The following is a 24,854-nucleotide window of genomic DNA, read 5'->3' on the forward strand; positions in this document are numbered from 1 at the left end:
GCTGTGAAAGGGGGACTACGGGTGAGCTGGGACGACGGGCACGGGGTCGCTGCCGCGGCCCTTCGGCCAGTGTCTACTTCTGGCGCGTGTAGAACGGCAGCGCCACGACCTCGTACGGCTCGTGACTGCCCCGGATGTCCACGCCCACGCCGGTCGTGCCGGGCGCGGCGTGCGCGGGATCGACATAGGCCATCGCGATCGGCTTGCCGAGGGTGGGGGAGGGGGCGCCGGAGGTGACCTCGCCGATCACCTCGCCGCCGGCGACGACCGTGTACCCGGCGCGCGGTACCCGCCGGCCCTCGGCGACGAGGCCGACCAGGACGCGCGGCGGGTTCTGCTCGGCCCGGGCGGCGGCCTCGCGCAGGGCCTCGCGTCCCACGAAGTCGCCCTCCTTCTCGAACTTCACCACCCGGCCGAGCCCGGCGTCGAAGGGGGTCAGGGACGTCGACAGCTCGTGCCCGTACAGCGGCATGCCCGCTTCCAGGCGCAGCGTGTCACGGCAGGACAGTCCGCACGGGACCAGGCCGACGCCCTCGCCGGCCTTGGTCAGGGCCTGCCACAGCTCGACCGCGTGCTCCGGCTTCACGAACAGCTCGAAGCCGTCCTCGCCGGTGTAGCCGGTGCGGGCGATCAGGGCCGGGACGCCCGCGACCGTGCCGGGCAGACCGGCGTAGTACTTCAAGCCGTCCAGATCGGCGTCCGTGAGCGACTTCAGGATGCCGGGGGACTCAGGGCCCTGCACGGCGATCAGCGCGTAGGCGTCCCGGTCGTCGCGCACCTCGGCGTCGAAAGCGGCGGCGCGCTCGGTCAGCGCGTCCAGGACGACCTGGGCGTTGGAGGCGTTGGCGACGACCATGTACTCGGTCTCGCCCAGCCGGTAGACGATGAGGTCGTCCAGGATGCCGCCGTCGGCCCGGCAGATCATGGTGTACCTGGCGCGGCCCGGCTTCACTCCGCCGATGTTGCCCACCAGGGCGAAGTCGAGGAGGGCGGCGGCCTGCGGGCCGGTGACGGTGATCTCACCCATGTGGGAGAGGTCGAACAGTCCGGCCTTCGTGCGCACGGCGGTGTGCTCGTCGCGCTCGGAGCCGTAGCGCAGGGGCATGTCCCAGCCGGCGAAGTCGGTCATCGTCGCGCCGAGCGAGCGATGCAGGGCATCGAGCGCGGTGTGACGGAGTTCTCCTGTACTGCTCACAGTCGGTCGTCTCCCAGGGCAATGACGGGCGAGGTCGGTCCTCCCCATCTGTCATCGGAACCTGAGAGGTTCGCCATGACCGCGCTGGTCCATGGCTTGCACCTTGGGTGGGGCCACGCCCTGCCGGGACAGGGGAGGGCCCGCTTTTCAGATGTGCCTCGCCCGCGCGGTAACGGGGCCTGAGAGATTCAAGGGAGGGACTTGCTCCTTCGGCGCCCCAGCTCTTGCGGTGCTGGGGACTCTCCCGCGCGGATTCAAACGGCCGGTATGCAGTTGGCGCGCACATCATTGCACGCATCCTTCCGGTGCGGCAGGGGGACCTTTCACAGGGAGTGCACGAGTCCCGCCCGCCGGACTCCGCGACCTGTAGCAGCCCTGTTGCAGGACGAGGACGTAAATGAGAGGCCTGCTGCATTACCTTCTCTTTACACTCAGCGGGGATGGGACTCCGTACCTGGCCCCAGGGGAGGACGATCACGGTGAACAGGACCACCGCGTACGCGACGACGGGCATCGCGCTGCCCGACCAGCCGGCCGCCGCTCCGGTCCGGGCGGTCCGCGCCCCGGTGCCGGTGCCGGCGCCGGTCGTCCGCGATCTGCGTGACCGCGCCGGGCGCGGCCCGCGCACGCTGCTGTTCGGACCCCGCGACCTCGTCGTGGTCACGGGTCTGCCCGGCAGCGGCAAGTCCACACTGATGCGGCGCACCGTGCCGGACCGGCGGATCGACTCCCAGGACACCCGCGACCGCTGGGAGCGCCGCATGCCGCGCGCCCTGCCGTACGCGCTCTACCGCCCGCTCGTCCGCCTCGCCCACTACGCCGGGCTGCGGCGCGCACTGCGCACGGGCGAGGGCCTCGTCGTGCACGACTGCGGCACCCAGGCCTGGGTCCGCCGCTGGCTGGCCCGCGAGGCCCGCCGCCGGGGCGGCACGCTCCACCTGCTGCTGCTCGACGTCACCCCCGAACAGGCGCTGGCCGGCCAGCGCGACCGGGGCCGCGGCGTCTCGCACTACGCGTTCCTGCGCCACCGCGCGGCGAGCACCCGCCTGCTGCGCGCGGTGGAGCGCGGTGACCTCCCCACCGGCTGCGGCTCGGCCGTCCTCGCCGACCGGGCCGCGGCCGACGCCCTCCGCAGCATCGGCTTCACCGGCTGACGGGCCGGAGGCGGGGAGTCGGGCCGGTGGCCCGGGGGCGACGGGGCGCACGAGTGCCACCCGTCGGCGGCCCCGGCTGTGGGGCTTCGGTGTGACGGGTGCCGCCCGTTGGCGGCCCCGGTCGTGGGGCGTCGGGTGTATGGGTGTCGCCCGTCGTGTGGGTGCCGCCTGTCGGCGGCTCCCGGCCCCGGACGCCGGGCGTTACGGGTGCCACCTGCCGGTGGCCCCGGCTGTGGGGCTTCGGTGTGTGAGTGCCGCCCGCTGGCGGCCCCGGCCGTGGGCCGTCTGTCGGCGGCTCCCGGCCCCGGACGCCGGGCGTTACGGGTGCCACCTGCCGGTGGCCCCGGCTGTGGGGCTTCGGTGTGTGAGTGCCGCCCGCTGGCGGCCCCGGCCGTGGGCCGTCTGTCGGCGGCTCCCGGCCCCGGACGCCGGGCGTTACGGGTGCCACCTGCCGGTGGCCCTGGCCGTGGGGGTCTCGGGTGTGTGGGTGCCGCCTGTCGGCGGCTCAGGGCGCGGGGCTCCGGGTGTACGGGGGTCGCCCGTCGGTGGCTTTGCCGCGGGGCTCCGGGCGTTACGAGGGCCACCTGTCGGCGGCGCCCGGTCGCTGGGTTTCGAGTGTGGGTGTCGCCCGCTGGGGAGGGTTCCTCACCCCGGGCCTCCGGGCGTTACGGGGGCCACCCGCCGGAGGCCTCGGCCCCGGGGCTCCGGGTGTACGGGTGCCGCCCGCCGACGGCGCCTGCCCGGGCCCCCGGGCGTTACGGGTGCCGCCCGCCGACGGCCCCCGCCCCCCCGGGCTCCCCTCACCCGCTTCACACCCGACCGCGCCGCGCGCCCGAGCCGTTAGCCTTTTGAGCCACAGCAGTGGTTCCAGGCAGGCGGTAGGCAGATGGACTTCCCGGCGGAATTCTCCGCGGACTTTCCGGCGCAGACGCAGACCCACCCGCACGGCGGTTGGCCCGGCAACGAACTGGAGGAGGTGCTCTCGGCCTCCCTCGGCGCCGGTCCGGCGGCCGGCGGGCGGATCGTCGAGGTGCTCGGCCGGAGCTTCGTGTGGGTCCCGCTGCCCAGCGGCGGCGGCCCGCACAGCGGCCCCCTCGACCTGCCCGGCATCGAGATCGACGGCCAGGCGTTCGTGCCGGTGTTCAGCTCCGAGGAGCAGTTCCGCCAGGTCGTCGGCTCCCACATGGCGTACACCATCGCCCCCGCCGTGGAGTTCGCCCGCGGCCTGCCCCCGCACGCGGGGATGGTCGTCAACCCGGGCGGTGTGGTGGGCATCCCGCTCCCGCCGCCCGCCGTGGCGGAGTTGTGCCGGGCTGGCCGGACCCCGCTGGACGGCCCCGCGAGCGGCGGCCGGGTCCGTCTCTTCGAGCCCGACTGGCAGGACGACCCGGTGGATTTCCTGGCCGCGGCGTCCGCCGAGTTCGAGACCACCGGCGTCGTCGTGACGGCCCGCCGCTGTCTCGCCGCCATCGAGACCGCCGAGCCCGTGATGTTCGTGGGCGTCGAACTCTCCCAGCGGGAAGGAGACTTGCGCGCGCTCCCGTTGGAGGCCCTCACCCGGGCCGTCACCGCCGTCCCGGCCCCCTGGCCGGTCAACCTGGTGCTCCTGGACGTGACGGAGGACCCGGTGGCCACCTGGATGACGGAGCGGGTCCGGCCCTTCTACCAGCGGTAGGGCAACGCACCGAAGGGGCGCGGGGAACCGCGCGAGAACCACACGCGGCCCGCACCGGCACGGCGGCGCCAGGTTCGGAGTCGGCGTGCGGGCTTAAGCTAGGGCACCGTCGAGGCGTTGTACGAAGGGGCGGTAAAGGTGAGCGCGAGCGGCACGGCCGCGGCCGGACAGGTCGAGCACATGCTGCGCCAGGTCACGCCCGGGCGCTACGACGCCTATGAGGCACTCCTGCGCGCGCTCGCGACCCCGCACACCGGCCAGATCTGGATGCTCCTGTGGCACGGGCAGGCCGGCTCGCCGGACGCCCAGTACGGGAACATGGACGTCGACGGCTACGGCTACGCCCCCTGTGTGACCTCCGCTCAGGAGCTCTCCGCCAGCGGCTGGAACCGCTCGTACGAGGTGGTCGACGGGATCGACGTCGCCCGCGCCCTCTACCCCGACCACTACGGACTGTGGCTCAACCCGCACGCCCCCGGCGGGGGCGTCGGCATCCCCTGGCTCGACCTGCGCCGGATCGCGACGGGCCTGGACCGCCAGCCCGCCGGCCCCCTGCGCCTGTCCGAACCGGCCATCGAGATCCCCCAGTTCTACGCCCTGCTCGCGCAGAACGCCCACCGCACCCCGGCCGTCCGCTCGTTGCGCCGCGCCTGGGTGCAGCCCGCGCTCGGGGCGCCGTACCTCGCCATCGGACTGGATGTGTACGACACCTCGCCGCCGGCCGTGGACTCCGTGCGCGCGATGATGCAGCAGTCCCTCGGCGCCGTGCCCGACGGGCTGCCCGTGTCGACCGTCGCCCTGTCCGACGAGCACGACCCGGTCGCGATGTGGCTGCGCGCGAAGGCCCGCCCCTTCTACGACCGCGAGGCGCACGCCACGGCCCCCGTCCAGGCTCCGGCGTCGGGCTACGGATATCCTCCGGCTCAAGGCCGGTACTGACGGCTCGTGAGCCGGTACTGACCGCCCCTCAGTCGGTACTGACCGGCTCGAAGTCGCCCTCCGAACCCCTCCCGTACCGCTCCGCGAAACGGGACGATCACGCGGCTCTCCGCGCGTAGATAGGGGTGAAGTGTGCGCCTATGTCTTAAAATTCACCCATCTCAGCCTGTCCGACCCGCGTTACCCGCTGTCCGGATAACGGAACCCCGCAGACAGCATCACGTTTACGCATCCTTTCATCGCCAAGTCTGGCAACAGATCGCCAAAGCGTTGAAGACTCCCGGCAAGACACGGGCCGGGTCGGTCTCGTGTACGAGACAAACAAAACCGCTACAGCGGCAGCCAGGGGGTCGGCGATCGCCGGCCCGAGAGGGGTCAATCGCACCGTGACCGCACCGATCGAGACCACCGGGGCGGAAGCCGGAGCACAGCCCGAGGCCGTGCTCTCCGGGGTCAAGAAGAGCCAGATCGAGGGGCGTTCGCTCACCCAGATCGCCTGGATGCGCTTCAAGCGGGACAAGGTGGCAATGGCGGGAGGTGTCATCGTCATCCTGCTGGTGCTGATGGCGGTGTTCTCCAAGCCGATCCAGTGGATCTTCGACCTCGATCCCAACAAGTTCAACCAGGACCTGATCGACCCCGCGTTGCTCGCCCCCAAGGGCGGCTGGGGCGGGATGAGTTGGGACCACCCGCTCGGCGTGGACCCCCAGTACGGCCGGGACATGCTGGCCCGCATCATCGACGGTTCCTGGGTCTCCCTCCTGGTCGCGGGCGGCGCCACACTGCTGTCCGTGTGCATCGGCACCGTGCTCGGTGTCGTCGCCGGGTACTACGGCGGCTGGATCGACAGCGTGATCAGCAGGCTCATGGACACGTTCCTGGCCTTCCCCCTGCTGCTGTTCGCCATCTCGATCTCGGCCTCGGTGCAGGACGGGTTCTTCGGCCTCGAGGGCCTGTCCCTGCGCATCAGCGTGCTGATCTTCGTGATCGGCTTCTTCAGCTGGCCGTACATCGGCCGCATCGTGCGGGCCCAGACCATGACCCTGCGCAAGCGGGAGTTCATCGAGGCCTCCACGAGCCTCGGGGCGCGCGGCCCGTACATCCTGTTCCGGGAACTGCTCCCGAACCTCGTCGCGCCGATCCTCGTCTACTCGACGCTGATCATCCCGACGAACATCCTGTTCGAGGCCGCGCTGAGCTTCCTCGGCGTCGGTATCGCTCCGCCGCAGGCCTCCTGGGGCGGCATGCTCAGCAACGCTGTGGATCTCTACACAGCTGATCCGCAGTACATGTTCGTGCCCGGACTGGCGATCTTCATCACCGTCCTGGCCTTCAACCTGCTGGGTGACGGGCTGCGTGACGCCCTCGACCCTCGCAGCAAGTGATCCATCGAATGAGGGGGCTTCCTCAGTGAAGACGAGAAGGGTGACCGCCGGCGTTGCGTCGGTCCTGGCACTGTCGCTCGGTGCTGCCGCGTGCGGCGGCGGAGGCGACGACAACGACGGGGGAGGCAACGGCAAGAAGGACGCCGCGCTGAACTCGATCGTCAACGCGTCGGACAAGAAGGGAGGAACGGTCACGTACGAGCACTCGGACGTGCCGGACTCCCTCGACCCCGGCAACACGTACTACGGCTGGGTGCAGAACTTCTCCCGGCTCTACGGCAGGACGCTCACCACGTTCAAGCCGGCCGCGGGCAAGGAAGGCCTGGAGGTCGTGCCGGACCTCGCCGAGGGACTCGGCAAGGCCAGCCCGGACGCCAAGACCTGGACGTACAAGCTGCGTGCGGGTGTGAAGTTCCAGGACGGCACCCCGGTGACGTCCAAGGACGTCAAGTACGCCATCGAGCGCTCCAACTTCGCGCCCGAGGCACTGTCCAACGGCCCGACGTACTTCAAGGCCTACCTGGAGGGCGGCGACAAGTACAAGGGTCCCTACAAGGACAAGTCCGCCGATGGCATCAAGTCCATCGAGACGCCGGACGACCGGACGATCGTCTTCAAGCTGAAGCAGCCGTTCGCCGACTTCGACTACCTGGCGACCTTCTCGCAGACGGCCCCCGTGCCGCAGGCGAAGGACACCGGTGCGAAGTACGTCCAGGCCATCCAGTCCTCCGGCCCGTACCAGTTCCAGTCCTACGAGGAGGGCCGCGGCGCCACCCTCGTGCGCAACAAGCAGTGGGACCCGAAGACGGACCCGATCCGCAAGGCCCTGCCGGACAAGATCACGATCAAGTTCAAGGTCAACCCGGTCACGGTCGACAACAACCTGATCTCCGACAAGATCACGGCTGACGCGGCCGGCACCGGTGTGCAGCCGCAGACCCAGCCGAAGGTGCTGCGCGGCAAGCTCGCCGGCCAGACGGACAGCTCCTACGCGGGCGCCACGCAGTACATCGCGCTCAACGTGAACGTGAAGCCGTTCGACAACGCCGACTGCCGCAAGGCCGTGCAGTGGGGCCTCGACAAGCAGTCGGTGCTCGACGCCATGGGCGGTTCGCCGAAGGGCGACGTGGCGACCACGCTGCTGCCGCCGTCCGTGAACGGCTACACCAAGTTCGACACCTACGCGACCGACGGTCACAAGGGTGACGCGGCCAAGGCCAAGGCGGCGCTGAAGGCGTGCGGCAAGCCGAACGGCTTCAACACCATCCTGACGGCCCGCTCCGACCGCCCCGCCGAGATCGCCTCGGCGACCGCCGTCCAGGCGTCGCTGAAGAAGATCGGCATCAACGTCGAGATCAAGCAGTTCCCCTCCGGCAAGTACTTCTCCAACTTCGCCGGTGTCCCGAGCTACGTCCACGACAACAAGCTCGGCATGCTCTCGATGGCGTGGGGTGCCGACTGGCCGACCGGCTACGGCTTCCTCGACCAGATCATCAACGGTGCCGCCATCAAGCCCTCGGGCGGCAACAACCTGATGGAGCTGGACGACCCGAAGATCAACAAGGCCCTGACGGACGCGATCGCCAACACCGACGACGCGGCCCGCACCAAGGCCTGGGGTGACATCGACAAGATGGTGCTCGACAACGCCTCGGTCGTCCCGCTGGTCTACCGCAAGAACCTGCTGCTCCGGCCGGCGTCCGCGACGAACGTCACCGTCACGCAGGCCTACCTCGGCATGTACGACTACCTGCTGATGAGCTCCTCGAAGTAACTCAGCAGGCCGGATCCTTTCGAAAGGCAGGTGAAGGCACCGGGTGGCCGCGGCGGACGACCCCGCCGCGGCCACCCGGGGCCGTACAGCTGTGGCTGCGTACATCCTCCGACGCGTCATGGGCGCGGTGCTGTTGCTGCTGGTGGTCAGCGCAGTCACCTTCGCCATCTTCTTCCTGGTCCCCCGCCTCGGGGGCCAGACGGCCGACCAGTTGGCCACCCAGTACGTCGGCAAGGACGCGAACCCCGAGTCCGTCGCCGCGATCAAGCAGAATCTGGGCCTGGACCAGCCGGTCTACGTCCAGTACTGGGACTTCATCAAGGGCATCGTGGTGGGCGCCGACTACAAGTTCGGTCCCGACGCGACGCACTGCAGCGCACCCTGCTTCGGGTACTCCTTCAAGAACCACGTCGAGGTCTGGCCCCAGCTGCTGGAGCGGATCCCCGTCTCCTTCTCCCTGGCCATCGGTGCCGCGGTGATCTGGGTGGTCTTCGGTGTCACGACCGGTGTCATCTCGGCGCTCCGCAAGGGCAAGCCGATCGACCGCGGCGCCATGTTCATCGCGCTCGCCGGCGTCTCGCTGCCCATCTTCTTCACCGGCCAGATCCTGCTCGCGCTCTTCGTCTACGAGATCCCGATCTGGGACAGCATCGACTACGTCCCGTTCACGGAGAACCCCGCCGAATGGGCCTGGCACCTGGTGCTGCCCTGGGTCAGCCTCGCCTTCCTCTTCTCCGCGCTGTACGCCCGGCTCACCCGGGCGGGCATGCTGGAGACGATGAGCGAGGACTACATCAGAACGGCCAGGGCCAAGGGCCTCAAGGAGAGCACGGTCGTCACCAAGCACGGCCTGCGCTCCGCACTCACCCCGATCGTGACGATCTTCGGCATGGACTTCGGCACCCTCGTCGGCACCGCGGTGCTGACCGAGACGGTCTTCTCGCTGCAGGGCATCGGCGCCTACGCCGTCCAGTCCATCCAGACGAACGACCTGCCCATCATCATGGGCGTGACCCTGGTCGCCGCGTTCTTCATCGTCTTCTGCAATCTGATCGTCGACCTGGTGTACGCCGCCATCGACCCCCGGGTGAGGTACTCGTGAGCAAGCTCGACAAAGCCGCGCTCGGCGAACCGGACACCATCGCCGCGTCCGTCCCGGACGACGTGTTCCTGTCCGTCCGTGATCTGCACATCCACTTCGACACCGACGACGGCCTGGTCAAGTCCGTCGACGGTGTCAGCTTCGACGTGCGCAAGGGCAAGACCCTGGGCATCGTGGGCGAGTCCGGCTCCGGCAAGTCGGTCACCTCGCTCGGCGTGATGGGACTGCACCGCTCGGCGCGCGCCAAGGTCTCCGGCGAGGTCTGGCTCGACGGCCAGGAGCTGATCGGGGCCGACCCCGACGACGTGCGGCGGCTGCGCGGCCGGAAGATGGCCATGATCTTCCAGGACCCGCTGTCGGCGATGCACCCCTACTACACCGTCGGGCAGCAGATCGTCGAGGCGTACCGCGTCCACCACGACGTCAGCAAGAAGGCCGCCAAACAGCGGGCGATCGAGATGCTCGACCGGGTCGGCATCCCCGAGCCCGCCAAGCGCGTCGACGGCTACCCGCACGAGTTCTCCGGCGGTATGCGCCAGCGCGCCATGATCGCCATGTCGTTGGTGAACAACCCCGAGCTGCTCATCGCCGACGAGCCGACCACCGCCCTGGACGTCACCGTGCAGGCGCAGATCCTCGACCTGATCCGGGATCTGCAGAAGGAGTTCGGCTCCGCGGTCATCATGATCACCCACGACCTGGGCGTGGTCGCCGAGATGGCCGACGACCTGCTGGTCATGTACGGCGGCCGGTGCATCGAGCGCGGCCCCGCCGAGGACGTGTTCTCCGAGCCCCGGCACCCCTACACCTGGGGCCTGCTCGGCTCGATGCCGCGTCTGGACCGCGAGGAGACCGACCGGCTCATCCCGATCATGGGCGCGCCGCCCTCCCTCATCAACCTCCCGTCCGGCTGCGCCTTCCACCCGCGCTGCCCGTACGCGGACCTCCCGAAGGACAACGTCACCCGCACGGTCCGCCCCGAGCTGACCGAGGTCGGCGGCTCGCACTGGGCCGCCTGCCACATGACGCAGGAGCAGCGGGAGCGTATCTGGACCGAAGAGATTGCGCCGAAGCTGTGAGCGACGACAAAACGGTGAGCACACCGGACACGAGCGGAAGCACCCTCACCGAGGGCACCACGGACGACCGCGAGGTCCTGCTGAAGGTGACCGGCCTTCAGAAGCACTTCCCGATCCGCAAGGGCCTGCTCCAGCGGCAGACCGGCGCGGTGCGCGCCGTCGACGGCATCGACTTCGAAGTGCGCAAGGGCGAGACGCTCGGTGTCGTCGGTGAGTCGGGCTGCGGCAAGTCCACCATGGGCCGGCTGATCACCCGGCTGCTCGAACCGACCGGCGGCTCGGTCGAGTTCGAGGGCAAGGACATCACGCACCTGAAGACCGGCGAGCTGCGCCCCATGCGCCGCGACGTGCAGATGATCTTCCAGGACCCGTACTCCTCGCTGAACCCGCGCCACACGATCGGCACGATCGTCGGCGCCCCCTTCCGGCTCCAGGGCGTCCAGCCCGAGGGCGGCGTGAAGAAGGAGGTCCAGCGGCTGCTGTCGGTGGTCGGTCTCAACCCCGAGCACTACAACCGCTACCCGCACGAGTTCTCCGGCGGCCAGCGCCAGCGCATCGGCATCGCCCGCGCGCTCGCGCTCAACCCCAAGCTGGTCGTGGCGGACGAGCCGGTCTCCGCGCTGGACGTGTCGATCCAGGCGCAGGTGGTGAACCTGCTGGACGACCTCCAGGAGGAGCTGGGCCTGACGTATGTGATCATCGCGCACGACCTGTCGGTCGTCCGGCACGTCTCGGACCGGATCGCGGTGATGTACCTCGGCAAGATCGTCGAGCTGGCGGACCGCGACAAGCTGTACAAGTCGCCGATGCACCCGTACTCCAAGGCCCTGCTGTCGGCCGTGCCGATTCCGGATCCCAAGCGCCGGGGCGTCAAGAGCGAGCGCATCCTGCTCAAGGGCGACGTGCCCTCGCCGATCGCCCCGCCGAGCGGCTGCCGCTTCCACACCCGGTGCTGGAAGGCGACGGCGATCTGCAAGACGACCGAGCCGCCGCTGGTGGAGCTGCGGGCCGGCCAGCAGGTCGCCTGCCACCACCCGGAGAACTTCGCGGACCAGCAGCCGCAGGACACCGAGCTGCTGGCCTCGGCGCAGGAGGCGGCCGGGGAGACCGTCATGGGCAAGACCGCCGGGAAGGACACGGCGACCGCCGAGAAGTGAGTCCGGCCGAGCCCTCGCCCTCGCACATCAGGGCGAGGGCTCACCCGTGGGGGAAAATGCACGGGTGCTCCAGCAACTCTTCAGCCCGTCCGTCCAGCACACGCTCGATCTGATCGGCATCTTCGTCTTCGCGATCTCCGGCGCCCTGCTGGCCGTGCGCAAGAACTTCGACGTGTTCGGCATGGCCGTCCTCGCCGAGGTCACCGCGCTGGGCGGGGGGCTGTTCCGCGACCTGGTCATCGGGGCCGTGCCGCCCGCCGCCTTCACGGACCTGGGGTACTTCCTCACTCCGCTGCTCGCCACCCTCCTGGTCTTCTTCCTGCACCCCCAGGTGGAGCGCATCCAGGGCGCGGTGAACGTCTTCGACGCGGCCGGCCTCGGCCTGTTCTGCGTCGCCGGCACCATCAAGGCGTACGAGTACGGGCTGGGCCTGACCGCCTCCGCCGGGCTGGGCCTGACCACCGCTGTGGGCGGCGGTGTGCTGCGGGACGTCCTCGCCAACGAGGTGCCCTCGCTGCTGCGCTGGGACCGCGACCTGTACGCGGTCCCCGCCATCGTCGGCTCCGCCCTGGCCGCCCTGTGCATCCGCTACGACGCCCTGAACCCGGTGACCAGCGGCCTGGCGGTCATCACCGCCTTCGCACTGCGTCTGCTCGCGATGCGATACCACTGGCGAGCTCCGCGGGCGTGGCACCGGCGGTCGACGGTGAGCGAGGAGGAGCAGCCGGTCCTGCCGTGACGCGGGCGCCCATCTCCTCGGTCAGCCGGCGGAACGCCGGGACGACCTGGGGCCGCCACAAGGCCGTGTCGTGGCCACCCGCGCTCTTCGGGATGACCACGTGCACGGTCGTCGGCGCCTTCGCGATCTGCTCCAGGAGTGGAAAGCTACCGCTTAGTAGCAAGTTCTTGTACTGTTCAGCCATGCCAGAAGCAGCCACCGCCCCGGCCGCCCGGGCCACGATCGGCGACAGTGAGTTCGACCGCGACACCGCCCTCACCCGCCGCGCGCCGGGCGTCTACGACATCGACCTCTCCGCCGGCTGGACGATCATCAGCGCCGTCAACGGCGGCTACCTGCTGGCCGTCCTGGGCCGCGCCCTCGCGGACGCCCTGCCGCACGCCGATCCCTTCACGATCTCGGCGCACTACCTGACCGCGTCCCAGCCCGGCCCCGCGGTCGTCCGCACGGACGTCGTCCGCACCGGCCGCACCCTGTCGACCGGCCAGGCCTCCCTCTTCCAGTACGACGAAGAGGGCCGCGAGGTGGAGCGCATCCGCGTCCTCGCCTCCTACGGCGACCTGGACACCCTGCCCGACGACGTCCGTACGACGGCCCGGCCGCCCGCGATCGCGCCGCCGGAGCACTGTTTCGGCCCCGAGGACGGACCCGCCCCTGTCGACGGCAGCTCGGCGATCACCGAGCGTCTGATGCTCAAGCTCGACCCGTCCACGCTCGGCTGGGCCCTCGGGCAGCCCTCCGGCAAGGGCGAGATGCGGGCCTGGTTCGGACTCAAGGACGGGCGTGATCCCGACCCGCTCTCCCTGCTGCTCGCGGTCGACGCCCTGCCGCCCACGGCCTTCGAACTCGGGCTGAAGGGCTGGGTGCCGACCGTCGAGCTGACCGTGCACGTCCGGTGCCGCCCGGCACCGGGTCCGCTGCGGGTGTCGATCGTCACGCGCAACCTCGCCGGCGGCTTCCTGGAGGAGGACGCCGAGGTGTGGGACAGCGCGGACCGGCTGGTGGCGCAGTCCCGGCAGCTGGCGCGGGTCCGGCTGGGCTGAACTCCGCCGCACTGACGCGCGGTTCACAGGCTCCTGGCCCTGCTGGTGCTCTCGCCCCCGGCCCTGGCGGCCTGCGGGTCGGGCGACCCCTCGTCGTCCTCGAACAGTGGGGGCGGGTCGGGGCGGCGGTCCTGCCAGGCGCCGTCGGGTGCGGCTTCGCGTGCGCCTTCCGGCGCGCCCTCGGGTGCTCCGTCCGGCGCGCCCTCGGGGGCCCCTCGGGGCGCCGCCTTCGCCGGATCCAAGTCGACCGGTAAGCCGTCCGGGGCCCCTTCGGGGATGCCCCGCGGCCCGCCGGGCGGCGACCAGGGCGGTCCCGGTGGTGACCAGGGGCAGCAGCCTCAGCCGCAGGAGGAGCAGGGAGCACTGGGGGCACTAGGAGCAGCAGGGCAAGAGGCGCAGTCGGCGCAGGAGACCGCCTCGGGCCCAACCCGGGGCGGTATGCGGCAGGGGCGGCGCGTCCGGTGAACGGGCGCTCCGCCCCTGTGTGTGGTCCGGGGGTGTCAATCCAGCCAATGCCGGCGGCCGAGGCCGATCAGCCGCATCTGGCGGGTCGCCAGCTGTGTGACGTGCCGGGTCCGGTCGGGGCGCTCCTCCTCCGGGCCTTCCAGGGCTTCCAGGAACAGCGACGCCGTGCTCAGCATCTGGTCGACGTAGAGATGCGCGAGCATCAGCAGGTCGTCCTCGCTCCAGCCCTCGGAGACCGGGTCCTTGGCCAGTTCGTCCTTGACCTCCTGGGCGAAGCGGGCGAGTTGCTCCCGTATGGCTTCTCGTACCGGCAGGACTCCGCCATGTCGTTCACGGGCGATGAAGCGGACATGAGCGGGGTACCCGTCGACGTGACGGGCGATCAGTTCGATGGTGCGCGTGATGCGTTCCTCGTGGTCGTCCGTCGTGGACACCGTCGTCCGGATCATCGGGTGCAGGCTGCCCAGCGCCTCCTCGACCAGGGCCACGCCCAGATCCGCCGTGGAGCGGAAGTGGCGGTAGAAGGCGGTCGGGGCGACCCCGACGGCGCGGGTGACCTCGCGCAGTCCCAGGCTGCTCAGACTCTGCCCCTCCAGCAGCCCGAGGGCCGCGTCGAGGAGTGCCTGCCGGGTCTTCTGCTTCTGGGCCTGCCGGATGCCGAGGGTGTGACTCATACCATGCAGTTAACAACTGTTCTCTGGAATTGGAAAGTCATGAGAGGCGTTAGACTGGGAAGTCAGTGAACAACTGTAACCACAAGCGTTCACCGAACCCTGGGGGCTGATTCCCGTGCTGTTCATCGTCGCCGCACTCCTGCTGCTGGGTGTCGTCCTAGGCACCGTGGCCCACGCGCCGCTCACCTTCTCCGTCGCCCTCGGCGCCGTCATCGCGGTCTGGCTCGGCATCTTCGCGCTCCGCGAGCGCGGCCGCCGCCGCCACACGCAGGCCCACTGACACCGACCGCCGCCTCTTCGATCCGCATCCAGGAGTCGATCACCATGCAGCTCACCGCTCCGGCCTCGCGCCGCACCGGCATCCGCGACACCGACGGCATGGCCGTCGCGTCCTTCATCCTGGGCCTGCTGGGCCTGCTCGTGCTCAACCTCTTCCTCGGCCCGATCGCCATCGTGCTGGCGAGCATCGCCCTGTGGCGCGGCACCGAGCGCCGCGGCCGCGCGCTGCTGGGCCTGGGCCTGGGCGTCGCCGACCTGCTGGTCCTCGCGGCCTTCATGGAGTTCGACAGCACCATCTCGTGGAGCTTGTGAGCCACCGTCGGACAGCCGTCCGCCGGTACGCCGCGGCCGGCCCGAGGACGACGGGCCGTCGCCGCGCCGGCAAGCGGTTCACGTTCGGCCAGCCTTGATCTGAGGCCGGTGAACGGGGAGCCGTAGAATCGGGCTCACCATGGCTTACCTCGACCACGCCGCGACCACCCCGATGCTCCCGGAGGCGGCAGAGGCGCTCACCGCCCAGCTGGGTGCCACCGGCAACGCGTCCTCCCTGCACGCATCCGGCAGGCAGGCCCGCCGCACCGCCGAGGAGGCCCGCGAGACCCTCGCCGAAGCCCTCGGCGCCCGCCCCAGCGAGGTCGTCTTCACCTCGGGCGGCACGGAGGCCGACAACCTCGCCGTCAAGGGCCTTTACTGGTCACGCCGCGACGCCGGCCCGGCCCGCACCCGCGTCCTCGCCAGCCCCGTCGAACACCACGCGGTGCTCGACGCCGTGCACTGGCTCGGCGAACACGAGGGCGCCACCATCGAGTACCTGCCGGTCGACTCCCACGGCCGCGTCCACCCCGACACCCTGCGCGAGGCGATCGCCCGCAACCCCGACGACGTGGCCCTCGCCACCGTCATGTGGGCGAACAACGAGATCGGGACGATCCTGCCGATCCGCGAACTCGCCGCCGCGGCAGCCGAGTACGGGGTCCCGCTGCACTCGGACGCCGTCCAGGCCTTCGGTCAGATCCCCGTGGACTTCGCCGCCTCGGGCCTCGCCGCGATGACGGTCTCGGGCCACAAGATCGGTGGCCCCTACGGCATCGGCGCGCTGATCCTCGGCCGTGAGCACACCCCCGTCCCGGTACTGCACGGCGGCGGCCAGGAGCGCCACGTGCGCTCCGGCACCCTCGACGTGCCCGCCATCGCCTCCTTCGCCGTCGCCGGGCGGCTGGCCGCCGAGCAACGCGAGTGGTTCGCCCGCGAGATCGGCACCCTGCGCGACGCCCTTGTCGACGCGGTCCGTTCGGCCGTGCCGGACGCGATCCTCGGCGGCGACCCGGACCCGCAGGGCCGCCTCCCGGCCAACGCGCACTTCACCTTCCCCGGCTGCGAGGGCGACTCCCTGCTGCTCCTGCTCGACGCACAGGGCATCGAGTGCTCCACCGGCTCCGCCTGCACCGCCGGCGTCGCCCAGCCCAGCCATGTCCTGCTCGCCACCGGCACCGATCCCGACCTGGCCCGCGGCACCCTGCGCTTCTCCCTCGGCCACACCTCCACGGAGGCCGACATCAAGGCCCTGGCGAAGGCCATCGGCCCGGCGGTGGAACGGGCGCGGGCAGCCGGACTGACCTGAAGGTGCTGCCGACGGGCCCGGGCGTCAGGCCGGTGTCGTACCCGCCCGCCGCACCAGACGCATGTACTTCTCCCAGTCCCAGTGCCGCCCCGGGTCCGTGTGGTCCGTGCCCGGGACCTCCACGTGGCCGATGATGTGCTCGCGGTCGAGGGGTATGTCGTAGCGGGCGCAGATCCGGGCCGTGAGGCGGGCCGAGGCCTCGTACATCTCGTCCGTGAGGTCCTGCGGGCGGTCCACGAAGCCCTCGTGCTCGATGCCGACACTGCGTTCGTTGTAGTCGCGGTTGCCCGCGTGGTAGGCCACGTCCAGCTCGCGGATCATCTGTGCTACGTGCCCGTCCTGCCGGACGATGTAGTGCGTCGCCGCCTTGTGCCCCGGGTCCTGGAAGGCCTTCACCGCGCTGTCGAAGCTGCCCTGCGTGACATGGACGATCACCATGTCTATGCCGTAGTCGTCGGGGCGGTCCGCACGGCGCCAGTTGGCGTCCGACGCCGCCACCCAGCGCGCCCCCGCGTAGTCGACCTCGCCCTCCTCGCGCGGTTTCTCGACACCCGGAGCACGCCACCACAGGCGCGCCAACTCGTCCCGGGCCAGCACGGCGGAGCCCGCCGCGGCCACCGTGCCGCCGATCAGCAGCGCCCGGCGGCCGACCTTCCGGTCGCCGTCCCTCGAAGCCTTCCGCTCTCCCATGTGATCGTCAACGGATACCCGGCGGCCCTGGTTCCCGCGCCCCCGTACCCTGGAAGGGTTATGACTGAGACCCCGCAGCGCCCCCGCCCCCTCCGCGTCCTGGCCGCCATGTCCGGCGGAGTCGACTCCGCCGTCGCCGCCGCCCGCGCGGCCGAAGCGGGTCACGACGTGACCGGCGTCCACCTCGCGCTCTCCGCCAACCCTCAATCGTTCCGGACGGGCGCGCGGGGCTGCTGCACCATCGAGGACTCGCGCGACGCCCGCCGCGCCGCCGACGTCATCGGCATCCCGTTCTACGTGTGGGACCTCGCCGACCGCTTCCGCGAGGACGTCGTCGAGGACTTCGTCGCCGAGTACGAGGCCGGCCGCACCCCCAACCCCTGCCTGCGCTGCAACGAGAAGATCAAGTTCGCCGCCCTCCTCGACAAGGCGCTCGCACTGGGCTTCGACGCGGTCTGCACCGGCCACTACGCCCAGGTGATCGTCCGCGAGGACGGCACCCGCGAACTGCACCGCGCCTCCGACATGGCCAAGGACCAGTCGTACGTCCTCGGAGTGCTCGACGACCGGCAGCTCGCCCACGCGATGTTCCCGCTCGGCGACACCCTCACCACCAAGGACGAGATCCGCGCGGAGGCCGAGCGCAGGGGCCTGGCGGTGGCCAAGAAGCCCGACTCGCACGACATCTGCTTCATCGCCGACGGCGACACCCAGGGCTTCCTCGCCAAGCGGCTCGGCCGCTCCGAGGGCGACATCGTCGACGAGTCCGGCAACCGGCTCGGCACGCACGAGGGCGCGTACGGCTTCACGATCGGCCAGCGCAAGGGGCTGCGCATCGGCACCCCGGCCCCCGACGGCAAGCCGCGCTACGTCCTCGACATCTCACCGGTGGACAACACGGTGACCGTCGGCCCGGCGTCCGCCCTGGATGTCAGCGCCCTCACCGCCGTCAAGCCCCGCTGGTGCGGCGTCGCCCCCGCCGGCCCCGGCACCTACACGGCCCAGCTGCGCGCCCACGGCGGCGAGACCGAGGTGACCGCCGAAGTCGTCGACGGCTGCCTGGAGGTGACCTTCACCGAGCCGGTCCGCGGCGTCGCGCCCGGCCAGGCGATCGTCCTGTACGACGGCACGCGGGTCGTCGGCTCGGCGACGATCGCGTCGACGACCCGCGCGACGGCCGGCGTGGCCTGACCCCGCGGCGGGGCCCGGGGGCGGGCTCCACGCGCGCGTGCCCCCGCGCCCCCCGGCTCAGTCCCGGCTGAAGAACTCCGTCAGCGCCGGCGCCAAAACGTTCGGCTCGACCATGTGCGTCTGGCCCTGGAGCGTGCGGTACGAACCGTCGGGGACGGAGTCCGCGATCGCCCTGGCCGCCTCGCGCAGCCACCCGGGGCTCGCGTCCCCCGCGACCGCCAGGACGGGGACGCCGACCGAGCCCAGCCGGGAGCGGGGCACCCGGCCGTCGCCCATGACGGCGTCGTCGTAGGCGAGGCTCGACGCCATGGCCTCCATGCCGGCCCACATGGGGGACTGGCGTGCGCCCTGGATCACGCCCTCGCCGAGGCCCGTCAGGCGCAGGAACAACTCGACCGCGTCCCCGCGCCGTCCCTCCCCGAGCGCTTCCCTCAGCCGCCGGGTGTAGTCCGCGCGCTCCTTGGCGCCCTCCTCGGACATCGCGTACGGCGTCTCGTAGACCGCCACGCGCCGCACCGGCAGTCCGCTCGCCGCCGCCTCCAGCGCGAGGGCCCCGCCCGAGGAGATGCCGTACAGGTGTGCCTCGCCGCCCACCGCCTCGATCACGGCGGCCAGGTCCTCGACCTCACGCTCCACGGCGTACGGCGCGGTGTCCGCGCTGGCGCCGCGGCCCCGGCGGTCGTACACGACGGCCTGGAAACGGTCCGAGAGCGACACGGCCAGCGGCGCCAGGGTGCCGCCCGTCGACATCGCGCCACTCACCAGGACGACCGTGGGGCCGCGTCCGGTGCTCTCGTAGGCGATGCGGGTGCCGTCGCCCGAAAGGGTCTTCTTGTCCATGCCCATGCAGACTGCCGCACGCCGGGGTGTTCATCGATGAGGCGGGCGGCGCGTCCGCCGATCAGAACACTTCCACTTCGTAGAAGCACAGGTGGTCCTTGATGTCGACGACGTCCGGCTTGGGGTCCGGATACGCCCAGACGAGGTCCGCCGCGTCCGGCAGCGACCAGTAGGAGGCGGTGCCCTTGAACGGGCAGTACGTCCGCGTGCCGGACGGCGTCAACAGGTCCAGGCGCACGTCCTCGGCCGGGATGTAGTACCGCTCGGGACAGCCCGTCTCGCGCAGGACCAGCGACCGGTCGCTCTCCGCGAGCACCTGCCCGTCGTGCACCACGCGCACGTGCCCGCCGCTCCGTTCGATGGTGATGCGATGCCCTGTCGTCACGATCGTCCCTCCTCGGGTAGCCGACTCCTCGGGTACAGCGCAGGCTGAAGCGGAGTTCTTCCCTCGCCGCAGGAGGTCCCCATGCGCGCCACGCAACCGGCCGGAAACCGCTCCAGCCTGCTGCACCAGGTCCGGTACGCCCTGCGCCACCCGGAGCGGGTGCCCGCGCACGCCCGGCGCGCGGCGCGGGACGCCTGGCTGCGGCTGCGCCACCCCGACCACATCGCCTACTACCGGGCCGTGATGGCCTCGGACGCGGCCCGCAGCACCGAGGCCGCGGTGGGGCACAACCCCTCGCGCGAGCAGTGGGCGCGCATCGGCCGCATGCAGTTCGACTACCTGGTGGGCCACGGCCTCCGGCCGCACCACCGCCTCCTGGAGATCGGCTGCGGCAATCTGCGCGCAGGCCGGCTGTTCATCGACTACCTCGACACCGGCAACTACTACGGCATCGACATCTCGCCCCCCATCCTGCTGGCCGCCCAGGACACCCTCGTGGCCGAGAAGCTCCAGCCCAAACTGCCCTATCTGGCGCTCGCCGACGACCTCACCTTCGCCTTCCTGCCGGACGCGCACTTCGACGTCGTGCACGCGCACAGCGTCTTCTCGCACTCTCCGCTGCACGTCATCGAGGAGTGCTTCGCCCACGTCGGCCGGATCCTCGCACCCGGCGGCTTCTTCGATTTCACGTTCGACCGCACCGAGGGCCAGGAACACCAGGTCCTGCACGAGGACTTCTACTACCGGACGCGGACCCTCACCGACCTCGCCGCGCGGCACGGCCTGTCCGCCCGGTTCATGGACGACTGGGAGCGCCTCCCGCACCGGCAGTCCAAACTCCGGGTCACCGTCACGGTGGACCGGGCCCCTACGGTGGGTGCATGAACATCTGTGTCTTCCTGTCCGCCGCCGACCTCGACGAGCGTTACACCCGCCCCGCGCGGGAGTTCGCCACGCTGCTGGGCAAGGGCGGCCACACGCTGGTGTGGGGCGGCTCCGACGTCGGCCTCATGAAGGTGGTCGCCGACGGGGTGCAGGAGGCGGGCGGCCGGCTGGCCGGCGTCTCCGTGCAGTTCCTCGCGGCCAAGGCCCGCCCGGGCGTCGACGAGATGGTGATCGCCAAGGACCTCGCCGAGCGCAAGAAGCTGCTCCTGGAGCGGGCCGACGCGGTGGTGATCATGGTCGGCGGCACGGGCACGCTCGACGAGGCGACCGAGATCCTGGAGCTGAAGAAGCACGGCCACACCGACAAGCCGGTGGTCCTGCTCAACACCGCGGGCTTCTACGACGGCCTGAAGGAGCAGTTCCGCCGCATGGACACCGAGGGCTTCCTGCCCCGGCCGCTCACCGACCTGGTGTTCTTCGCCGAGGAGCCGGTGGGGGCGCTGGCGTACCTGGAGGAGAGCCGGGGCATCGGATGACCCGGTACTGATGCGAGCATGGCGGGCATGGCTACTCATGTGATCACCGGAGCCGGCTCCGGCATCGGCGCGGCCGTGGCCCGCCGCCTGCACGCGCGCGGGGACGACCTCGTGCTGCACGCGCGCGACGCGGGCCGCGCGAAGGAGCTGGCGGCCGAGTTCCCCGGCGCGAGGACACTGGTGGGCGACCTCGCCGACCCCGACAAGCTGTCCTGGGCCTTCTCCCACCAGTCGCTGCCGGACCGCGTCGACTCGCTGCTGCACATCGCCGGCGTCGTCGACCTCGGCCCGGTCGGCGAGCTCACCCCCAAAGCCTGGCGCCACCAGCTCAACGTCAACCTGATCGCCCCCGCCGAGCTGACCCGCCACTTCCTGCCCCAGCTGCGCGCCGCCCGCGGGCACGTGCTCTTCGTCAACTCCAGTGCCGGCCTGAGCGCCCACGCCGACTGGTCCGCGTACGCCGCCTCCAAGCACGGCCTGAAGGCGCTCGCCGACTCCCTGCGCCACGAGGAGCACGCGGGCGGCGTCCGCGTCACCTCGGTCTACCCCGGCCGCACCGCCAGCCCCATGCAGGCCAAGGTCCACCAGCAGGAGGGCAAGGAGTACGACGCCTCGAAGTGGATCGACCCCGAGTCGGTCGCCACGACCATCGTCATGGCCCTGGACCTGCCGAGGGACGCGGAGGTCAACGACCTGACGGTGCGCCCGGGAGGCTGACCCCGGTCACGGCGCTGCGTAGGCTGCTCCGGTGAGCGAAAACAGCCAGTTCAGGTTCGGCGCCGCCACCGGCGTGGGATCCATGCCGGGCGGCGACGCCCGTGAGGCCGCCAAAACCGTCACCGGCACCTTCGAGGACTTCCCCTTCCTGCCCGAACTGCCCGCCCGGGGCCCCGGCGCGGACATGATCGGGCGGACCGCCGGCATGCTCGTCGAGCTCTACGCGCGCGTGGAGCCCAGCGGATGGCGGCTCGGGGACCGGCCAGGGCGCGACACCAAACGAGCCCGCTCCTGGCTCGGCGAGGACCTCGACGCGCTGGAGGAGTTCACGCAGGAGTACGCGGGGCCGCTGAAGGTGCAGGCCGTCGGTCCCTGGACCCTCGCGGCCAACCTGGAGCTGCGCAACGGGGAGGCCGTCCTCTCCGACGCCGGTGCCTGCCGCGACCTCGCCGCCTCCCTCGCCGAGGGCCTGCGTCTGCACCTCGCCGAGGTGCGGCGGCGGGTCCCCGGGGCGCAGCTCGTCCTCCAGCTCGACGAGCCGTCCCTCACCGCCGTCCTGCGCGGCCAGGTGAAGACCGCCAGCGGCTACCGCACCCACCGGGCCACCGACCGGCAGATCGTCGAGCAGACGCTGCGCGACCTCGTCGGCACGCACACCGACGGCCCGGTCGTGGTGCACTCCTGCGCCCCCGACGTGCCGTTCGTCCTGCTCCGCCGGGCCGGGGTGGCCGCCGTCTCCTTCGACTTCTCCTTGCTCACCGAGCGTGACGACGAAGTGATCGGGGAGGCCGTGGAAGCCGGCACCCGGCTCTTCACCGGTGTCGTCCCGGGCGCGGAGGATCCATTGTCAGACCCTGCCGGTAGCGTCATGGGTGTCAGGACGCTGTGGCGCAGGCTGGGGCTGTCTCCGGGGCTTCTCGTGGAGGCGGTCACGGTCACCCCGGCGTGCGGACTCGCGGGGGCCTCCCCGGGGTACGCGCGCACGGCTCTCGCGCACTGCGCCCGGGCGGCGAGATCCCTCGCGGACAACCCAGAGTAACGGGAGGACGACACGGTGGCCGGCGACAAGCAAGCGGAGACGACGACGGTGCCCGCCGAGGCACGGGAGAAGCACGCGCGCCTCGCGGAGCAGATCGAGGAGCACCGCTTCCGCTACTACGTGAAGGACGCTCCCGTCGTCAGCGACGCGGAGTTCGACCAGCTGCTGCGTTCCCTGGAGGCGCTGGAGGAGGAGCACCCGGAGCTGCGCACTCCGGACTCGCCGACGCAGAAGGTGTCCGGCTCGTACGAGACGGAGTTCACGGCGGTCGAGCACCGCGAGCGCATGCTCTCCCTCGACAACACGTTCAACGACGAGGAGATGGCCGCCTGGACGGAGCGCATCGCCAGGGAACTGGGCGAGCAGGAGTACCACTTCCTGTGTGAGCTGAAGGTCGACGGCCTCGCCGTGAACCTCACCTACGAGCACGGCCGTCTCACCCGCGCGGCCACCCGCGGCGACGGCCGCACCGGTGAGGACATCACACCGAACGTGCGGACGATCGCCGAGATCCCCGACCGCCTCAAGGGCGACGACGTCCCCGACCTCGTGGAGATCCGCGGCGAGGTCTACTTCCCGATGGAGAAGTTCCAGGAGCTCAACGCCCGCCTCGTCGAGGCCGGTGACAAGCCCTTCGCCAACCCGCGCAACGCGGCCGCCGGTTCCCTTCGCCAGAAGGACCCGCGCGTCACCGCCACCCGCCCCCTGCACATGGTGGTCCACGGCATCGGCGCCCTGGAGGGCTTCACCGGCCTGACCCGCCTCTCCCAGGCCTACGACCTGCTCAAGACCTGGGGCCTGCCCACCTCCCGGCACAACAAGGTGGTCGACGGGCTGGAGGGCGTACGGGAGTTCATCGCCCACTTCGGCGAGAACCGCCACTCCGTGGAGCACGAGATCGACGGCGTGGTCGTCAAGCTCGACCAGATCCCCCTTCAGGGCCGCCTGGGCTCCACCTCGCGCGCACCGCGCTGGGCGATCGCGTACAAGTACGCGCCGGAGGAGGTCAACACCAAGCTCGTCAACATCCGTGTGGGTGTGGGCCGCACGGGCCGCGTCACCCCGTACGCCCAGGTCGAGCCGGTCACGGTCGCGGGCTCCGAGGTCGAGTTCGCCACGCTGCACAACCAGGACGTGGTGAAGGCCAAGGGCGTCCTCATCGGGGACACGGTCGTGCTGCGCAAGGCCGGTGACGTCATCCCGGAGATCCTCGGCCCCGTCGCGGACCTGCGCGACGGCAGTGAGCGCGAGTTCGTGATGCCGAGCGAGTGCCCCGAGTGCGGCACGCCGCTGCGGCCGATGAAGGAGGGCGACGTCGACCTGCGCTGCCCGAACGCCCGCACCTGCCCGGCCCAGTTGCGCGAGCGCCTGTTCTACCTCGCGGGCCGCAAGGCCCTGGACATCGAACACTTCGGCTACGTCGCCGCCGCCGCCCTCACCGCCCCGCTGGAGCCGAAGACCCCGCCGCTCGCCGACGAGGGCGACCTGTTCGACCTCACCATCGAACAGCTGCTGCCCATCAAGGCGTACGTCCTCGACCCGGACAGCGGTCTGCCCAAGCGCGACCCGAAGACCGGCGAGGAGAAGGTCGCCACGATCTTCGCCAACCAGGAGGGCAAGCCCCGCAAGAACGCGGTGGCCATGCTGGAGAACATCGCGGCGGCCAAGGAGCGCCCCCTCGCCCGCGTCATCACCAGCCTGTCGATCCGTCACGTCGGCCCCGTCGCGGCCGAGGCGCTGGCCCGCGAGTTCCGCTCGATCGAGCGCATCGACCAGGCCACGGAGGAGGAGCTGGCGGCCACCGAGGGCGTCGGCCCGACCATCGCCGCCTCCCTCAAGCAGTGGTTCGCCGAGGACTGGCACCGCGACATCATCCGTAAGTGGAAGGCCGCGGGCGTCCGTCTGGAGGCAGAGAGCACCGGCGAGGACGAGGGGCCGCGCCCCCTCGAAGGCCTCACCGTCGTCGTCACCGGCACGCTCGAACACTTCACGCGGGACGGCGCCAAGGAGGCGCTGCAGAGCCGCGGAGCGAAGGTGACCGGCTCGGTTTCGAAGAAGACCTCGTTCGTCGTGGTGGGGGACAGTCCCGGGTCGAAGTACGACAAGGCGATGCAGCTGAAGGTTCCGGTCCTGAACGAGGAGGGTTTCGGCGTCCTGCTGGAGCAGGGACCGGACGCGGCGGCCGACGTCGCGCTTTCGGCCGAGGAGTAGCGGTTGAAGGCCACCCGTTCGGCGCATACCAGATGCATACGGGTGGCCGGGGCGCATTCGGGCAACCGTCGGCGACCGC

At 71.0% G+C, this 24,854-nt stretch carries 25 protein-coding genes, 1 pseudogene and 2 riboswitches; of the genes and pseudogenes, 19 read left to right on the plus strand and 7 right to left on the minus strand.

Annotated features, from left to right (window positions below; all coding sequences use genetic code 11):
• Positions 1-73 precede the first annotated feature (73 nt).
• Positions 74-1,195, minus strand: a complete 1,122-nt coding sequence (gene gcvT / locus QNO09_RS12065; RefSeq protein WP_283970132.1) for a glycine cleavage system aminomethyltransferase GcvT — start codon at positions 1,193-1,195, stop codon at positions 74-76.
• Between the two features lie 38 nt (positions 1,196-1,233).
• Positions 1,234-1,352: riboswitch (glycine riboswitch) on the minus strand.
• A riboswitch (glycine riboswitch) is annotated at positions 1,353-1,452 on the minus strand.
• Between the two features lie 222 nt (positions 1,453-1,674).
• On the opposite strand from gcvT, the gene QNO09_RS12070 reads away from it, so the two are divergent.
• The 9 genes from QNO09_RS12070 to QNO09_RS12110 all read left to right on the plus strand — a co-directional run bounded on the left by QNO09_RS12070 (position 1,675) and on the right by QNO09_RS12110 (position 12,199).
• Positions 1,675-2,349: an AAA family ATPase gene (locus QNO09_RS12070; RefSeq protein WP_283970133.1), complete on the plus strand. Its 675-nt coding sequence runs from the start codon at positions 1,675-1,677 to the stop codon at positions 2,347-2,349.
• A gap of 886 nt (positions 2,350-3,235) precedes the next feature.
• Positions 3,236-4,024, plus strand: a complete 789-nt coding sequence (locus QNO09_RS12075; RefSeq protein WP_283970134.1) for an enhanced serine sensitivity protein SseB — start codon at positions 3,236-3,238, stop codon at positions 4,022-4,024.
• A 138-nt stretch (positions 4,025-4,162) separates the two neighbouring features.
• Positions 4,163-4,963 carry an enhanced serine sensitivity protein SseB C-terminal domain-containing protein gene (locus tag QNO09_RS12080; protein ID WP_283970135.1) on the plus strand — a complete coding sequence of 267 codons (801 nt, stop codon included), beginning with the start codon at positions 4,163-4,165 and terminating at the stop codon, positions 4,961-4,963.
• Between the two features lie 386 nt (positions 4,964-5,349).
• Positions 5,350-6,348, plus strand: coding sequence for an ABC transporter permease (locus QNO09_RS12085; protein ID WP_283970136.1), 999 nt, complete (start codon positions 5,350-5,352; stop codon positions 6,346-6,348).
• Positions 6,349-6,388: 40 nt separating this feature from the next.
• Positions 6,389-8,122: an ABC transporter substrate-binding protein gene (locus QNO09_RS12090; RefSeq protein ID WP_283970137.1), complete on the plus strand. Its 1,734-nt coding sequence runs from the start codon at positions 6,389-6,391 to the stop codon at positions 8,120-8,122.
• A gap of 91 nt (positions 8,123-8,213) precedes the next feature.
• On the plus strand, positions 8,214-9,224 hold the full coding sequence (locus QNO09_RS12095; protein ID WP_283970138.1) for an ABC transporter permease: 1,011 nt from the start codon (positions 8,214-8,216) through the stop codon (positions 9,222-9,224).
• Entirely contained in the window at positions 9,221-10,303 is a 1,083-nt protein-coding gene (locus QNO09_RS12100) for an ABC transporter ATP-binding protein (protein WP_283970139.1), read from the plus strand. The genes QNO09_RS12095 and QNO09_RS12100 overlap by 4 nt, the downstream gene beginning before the upstream one ends.
• Positions 10,300-11,460 carry an ABC transporter ATP-binding protein gene (locus tag QNO09_RS12105; RefSeq protein ID WP_502962284.1) on the plus strand — a complete coding sequence of 387 codons (1,161 nt, stop codon included), beginning with the start codon at positions 10,300-10,302 and terminating at the stop codon, positions 11,458-11,460. The genes QNO09_RS12100 and QNO09_RS12105 overlap by 4 nt, the downstream gene beginning before the upstream one ends.
• Positions 11,461-11,524: 64 nt before the next feature.
• Positions 11,525-12,199 carry a trimeric intracellular cation channel family protein gene (locus QNO09_RS12110; protein WP_283970140.1) on the plus strand — a complete coding sequence of 225 codons (675 nt, stop codon included), beginning with the start codon at positions 11,525-11,527 and terminating at the stop codon, positions 12,197-12,199.
• Here the strand turns inward: QNO09_RS12110 and QNO09_RS12115 are convergent.
• Positions 12,090-12,335 (minus strand): annotated as a pseudogene (locus tag QNO09_RS12115) (esterase); the annotation flags it as partial. The gene QNO09_RS12110 and the pseudogene QNO09_RS12115 sit on opposite strands and share 110 nt — an antisense overlap.
• A gap of 46 nt (positions 12,336-12,381) precedes the next feature.
• Here QNO09_RS12115 and QNO09_RS12120 point away from each other — a divergent pair.
• Entirely contained in the window at positions 12,382-13,242 is an 861-nt protein-coding gene (locus tag QNO09_RS12120; RefSeq protein ID WP_283970141.1) for a thioesterase family protein, read from the plus strand.
• A 23-nt stretch (positions 13,243-13,265) separates the two neighbouring features.
• On the opposite strand, the gene QNO09_RS12125 is transcribed toward QNO09_RS12120, so the two are convergent.
• Entirely contained in the window at positions 13,266-13,484 is a 219-nt protein-coding gene (locus QNO09_RS12125) for a hypothetical protein (protein ID WP_283970142.1), read from the minus strand.
• Positions 13,485-13,742: 258 nt separating this feature from the next.
• Positions 13,743-14,381 carry a TetR family transcriptional regulator gene (locus QNO09_RS12130; RefSeq protein ID WP_283970143.1) on the minus strand — a complete coding sequence of 213 codons (639 nt, stop codon included), beginning with the start codon at positions 14,379-14,381 and terminating at the stop codon, positions 13,743-13,745.
• Between the two features lie 115 nt (positions 14,382-14,496).
• Here QNO09_RS12130 and QNO09_RS12135 point away from each other — a divergent pair, with 115 nt between their 5' ends.
• The 3 genes from QNO09_RS12135 to QNO09_RS12145 all read left to right on the plus strand — a co-directional run bounded on the left by QNO09_RS12135 (position 14,497) and on the right by QNO09_RS12145 (position 16,281).
• Positions 14,497-14,661: a hypothetical protein gene (locus tag QNO09_RS12135; RefSeq protein WP_283970144.1), complete on the plus strand. Its 165-nt coding sequence runs from the start codon at positions 14,497-14,499 to the stop codon at positions 14,659-14,661.
• A 44-nt stretch (positions 14,662-14,705) separates the two neighbouring features.
• Positions 14,706-14,972 (plus strand): DUF4190 domain-containing protein, encoded by a 267-nt coding sequence (locus tag QNO09_RS12140; protein WP_283970145.1) that lies wholly within the window; start codon positions 14,706-14,708, stop codon positions 14,970-14,972.
• Between the two features lie 139 nt (positions 14,973-15,111).
• A complete protein-coding gene (locus tag QNO09_RS12145) occupies positions 15,112-16,281 on the plus strand; it encodes a cysteine desulfurase family protein (RefSeq protein WP_283970146.1) in 1,170 nt (389 codons plus the stop codon).
• Between the two features lie 24 nt (positions 16,282-16,305).
• Here QNO09_RS12145 and QNO09_RS12150 read toward each other — a convergent pair whose 3' ends face one another.
• Positions 16,306-16,971: an N-acetylmuramoyl-L-alanine amidase gene (locus tag QNO09_RS12150; protein ID WP_283970147.1), complete on the minus strand. Its 666-nt coding sequence runs from the start codon at positions 16,969-16,971 to the stop codon at positions 16,306-16,308.
• Between the two features lie 60 nt (positions 16,972-17,031).
• Between QNO09_RS12150 and mnmA the strand changes: the two genes are divergently transcribed.
• Entirely contained in the window at positions 17,032-18,162 is a 1,131-nt protein-coding gene (gene mnmA / locus QNO09_RS12155; protein ID WP_283970148.1) for a tRNA 2-thiouridine(34) synthase MnmA, read from the plus strand.
• 57 nt (positions 18,163-18,219) lie between these two features.
• Here mnmA and QNO09_RS12160 read toward each other — a convergent pair whose 3' ends face one another.
• Both QNO09_RS12160 and QNO09_RS12165 read right to left on the minus strand, forming a co-directional pair.
• Positions 18,220-19,002: an alpha/beta fold hydrolase gene (locus tag QNO09_RS12160; protein WP_283970149.1), complete on the minus strand. Its 783-nt coding sequence runs from the start codon at positions 19,000-19,002 to the stop codon at positions 18,220-18,222.
• A 61-nt stretch (positions 19,003-19,063) separates the two neighbouring features.
• Positions 19,064-19,387 (minus strand): DUF427 domain-containing protein, encoded by a 324-nt coding sequence (locus QNO09_RS12165; RefSeq protein ID WP_283970150.1) that lies wholly within the window; start codon positions 19,385-19,387, stop codon positions 19,064-19,066.
• 81 nt (positions 19,388-19,468) lie between these two features.
• Between QNO09_RS12165 and QNO09_RS12170 the strand changes: the two genes are divergently transcribed.
• The 5 genes from QNO09_RS12170 to ligA are packed head-to-tail and all read left to right on the plus strand — an operon-like array spanning position 19,469 to position 24,775.
• The gene (locus QNO09_RS12170) at positions 19,469-20,272 is read left to right on the plus strand and encodes a class I SAM-dependent methyltransferase (protein ID WP_283970151.1); all 804 of its coding nucleotides are present in this window, start codon (positions 19,469-19,471) and stop codon (positions 20,270-20,272) included.
• Positions 20,269-20,808: an LOG family protein gene (locus tag QNO09_RS12175; RefSeq protein WP_283970152.1), complete on the plus strand. Its 540-nt coding sequence runs from the start codon at positions 20,269-20,271 to the stop codon at positions 20,806-20,808. The genes QNO09_RS12170 and QNO09_RS12175 overlap by 4 nt, the downstream gene beginning before the upstream one ends.
• An 18-nt stretch (positions 20,809-20,826) precedes the next feature.
• The gene (locus QNO09_RS12180; RefSeq protein ID WP_283970153.1) at positions 20,827-21,525 is read left to right on the plus strand and encodes an SDR family oxidoreductase; all 699 of its coding nucleotides are present in this window, start codon (positions 20,827-20,829) and stop codon (positions 21,523-21,525) included.
• Between the two features lie 31 nt (positions 21,526-21,556).
• On the plus strand, positions 21,557-22,564 hold the full coding sequence (locus QNO09_RS12185) for a methionine synthase (RefSeq protein ID WP_283970154.1): 1,008 nt from the start codon (positions 21,557-21,559) through the stop codon (positions 22,562-22,564).
• A 15-nt stretch (positions 22,565-22,579) separates the two neighbouring features.
• Complete coding sequence (ligA, locus tag QNO09_RS12190) at positions 22,580-24,775, plus strand: NAD-dependent DNA ligase LigA (protein WP_283970155.1); 2,196 nt, start codon at positions 22,580-22,582, stop codon at positions 24,773-24,775.
• Positions 24,776-24,854: the final 79 nt, after the last annotated feature.

The sequence above is a fragment of the Streptomyces sp. 378 genome, assembly GCF_030124145.1.
Classification (GTDB): Bacteria; Actinomycetota; Actinomycetes; order Streptomycetales; family Streptomycetaceae; genus Streptomyces.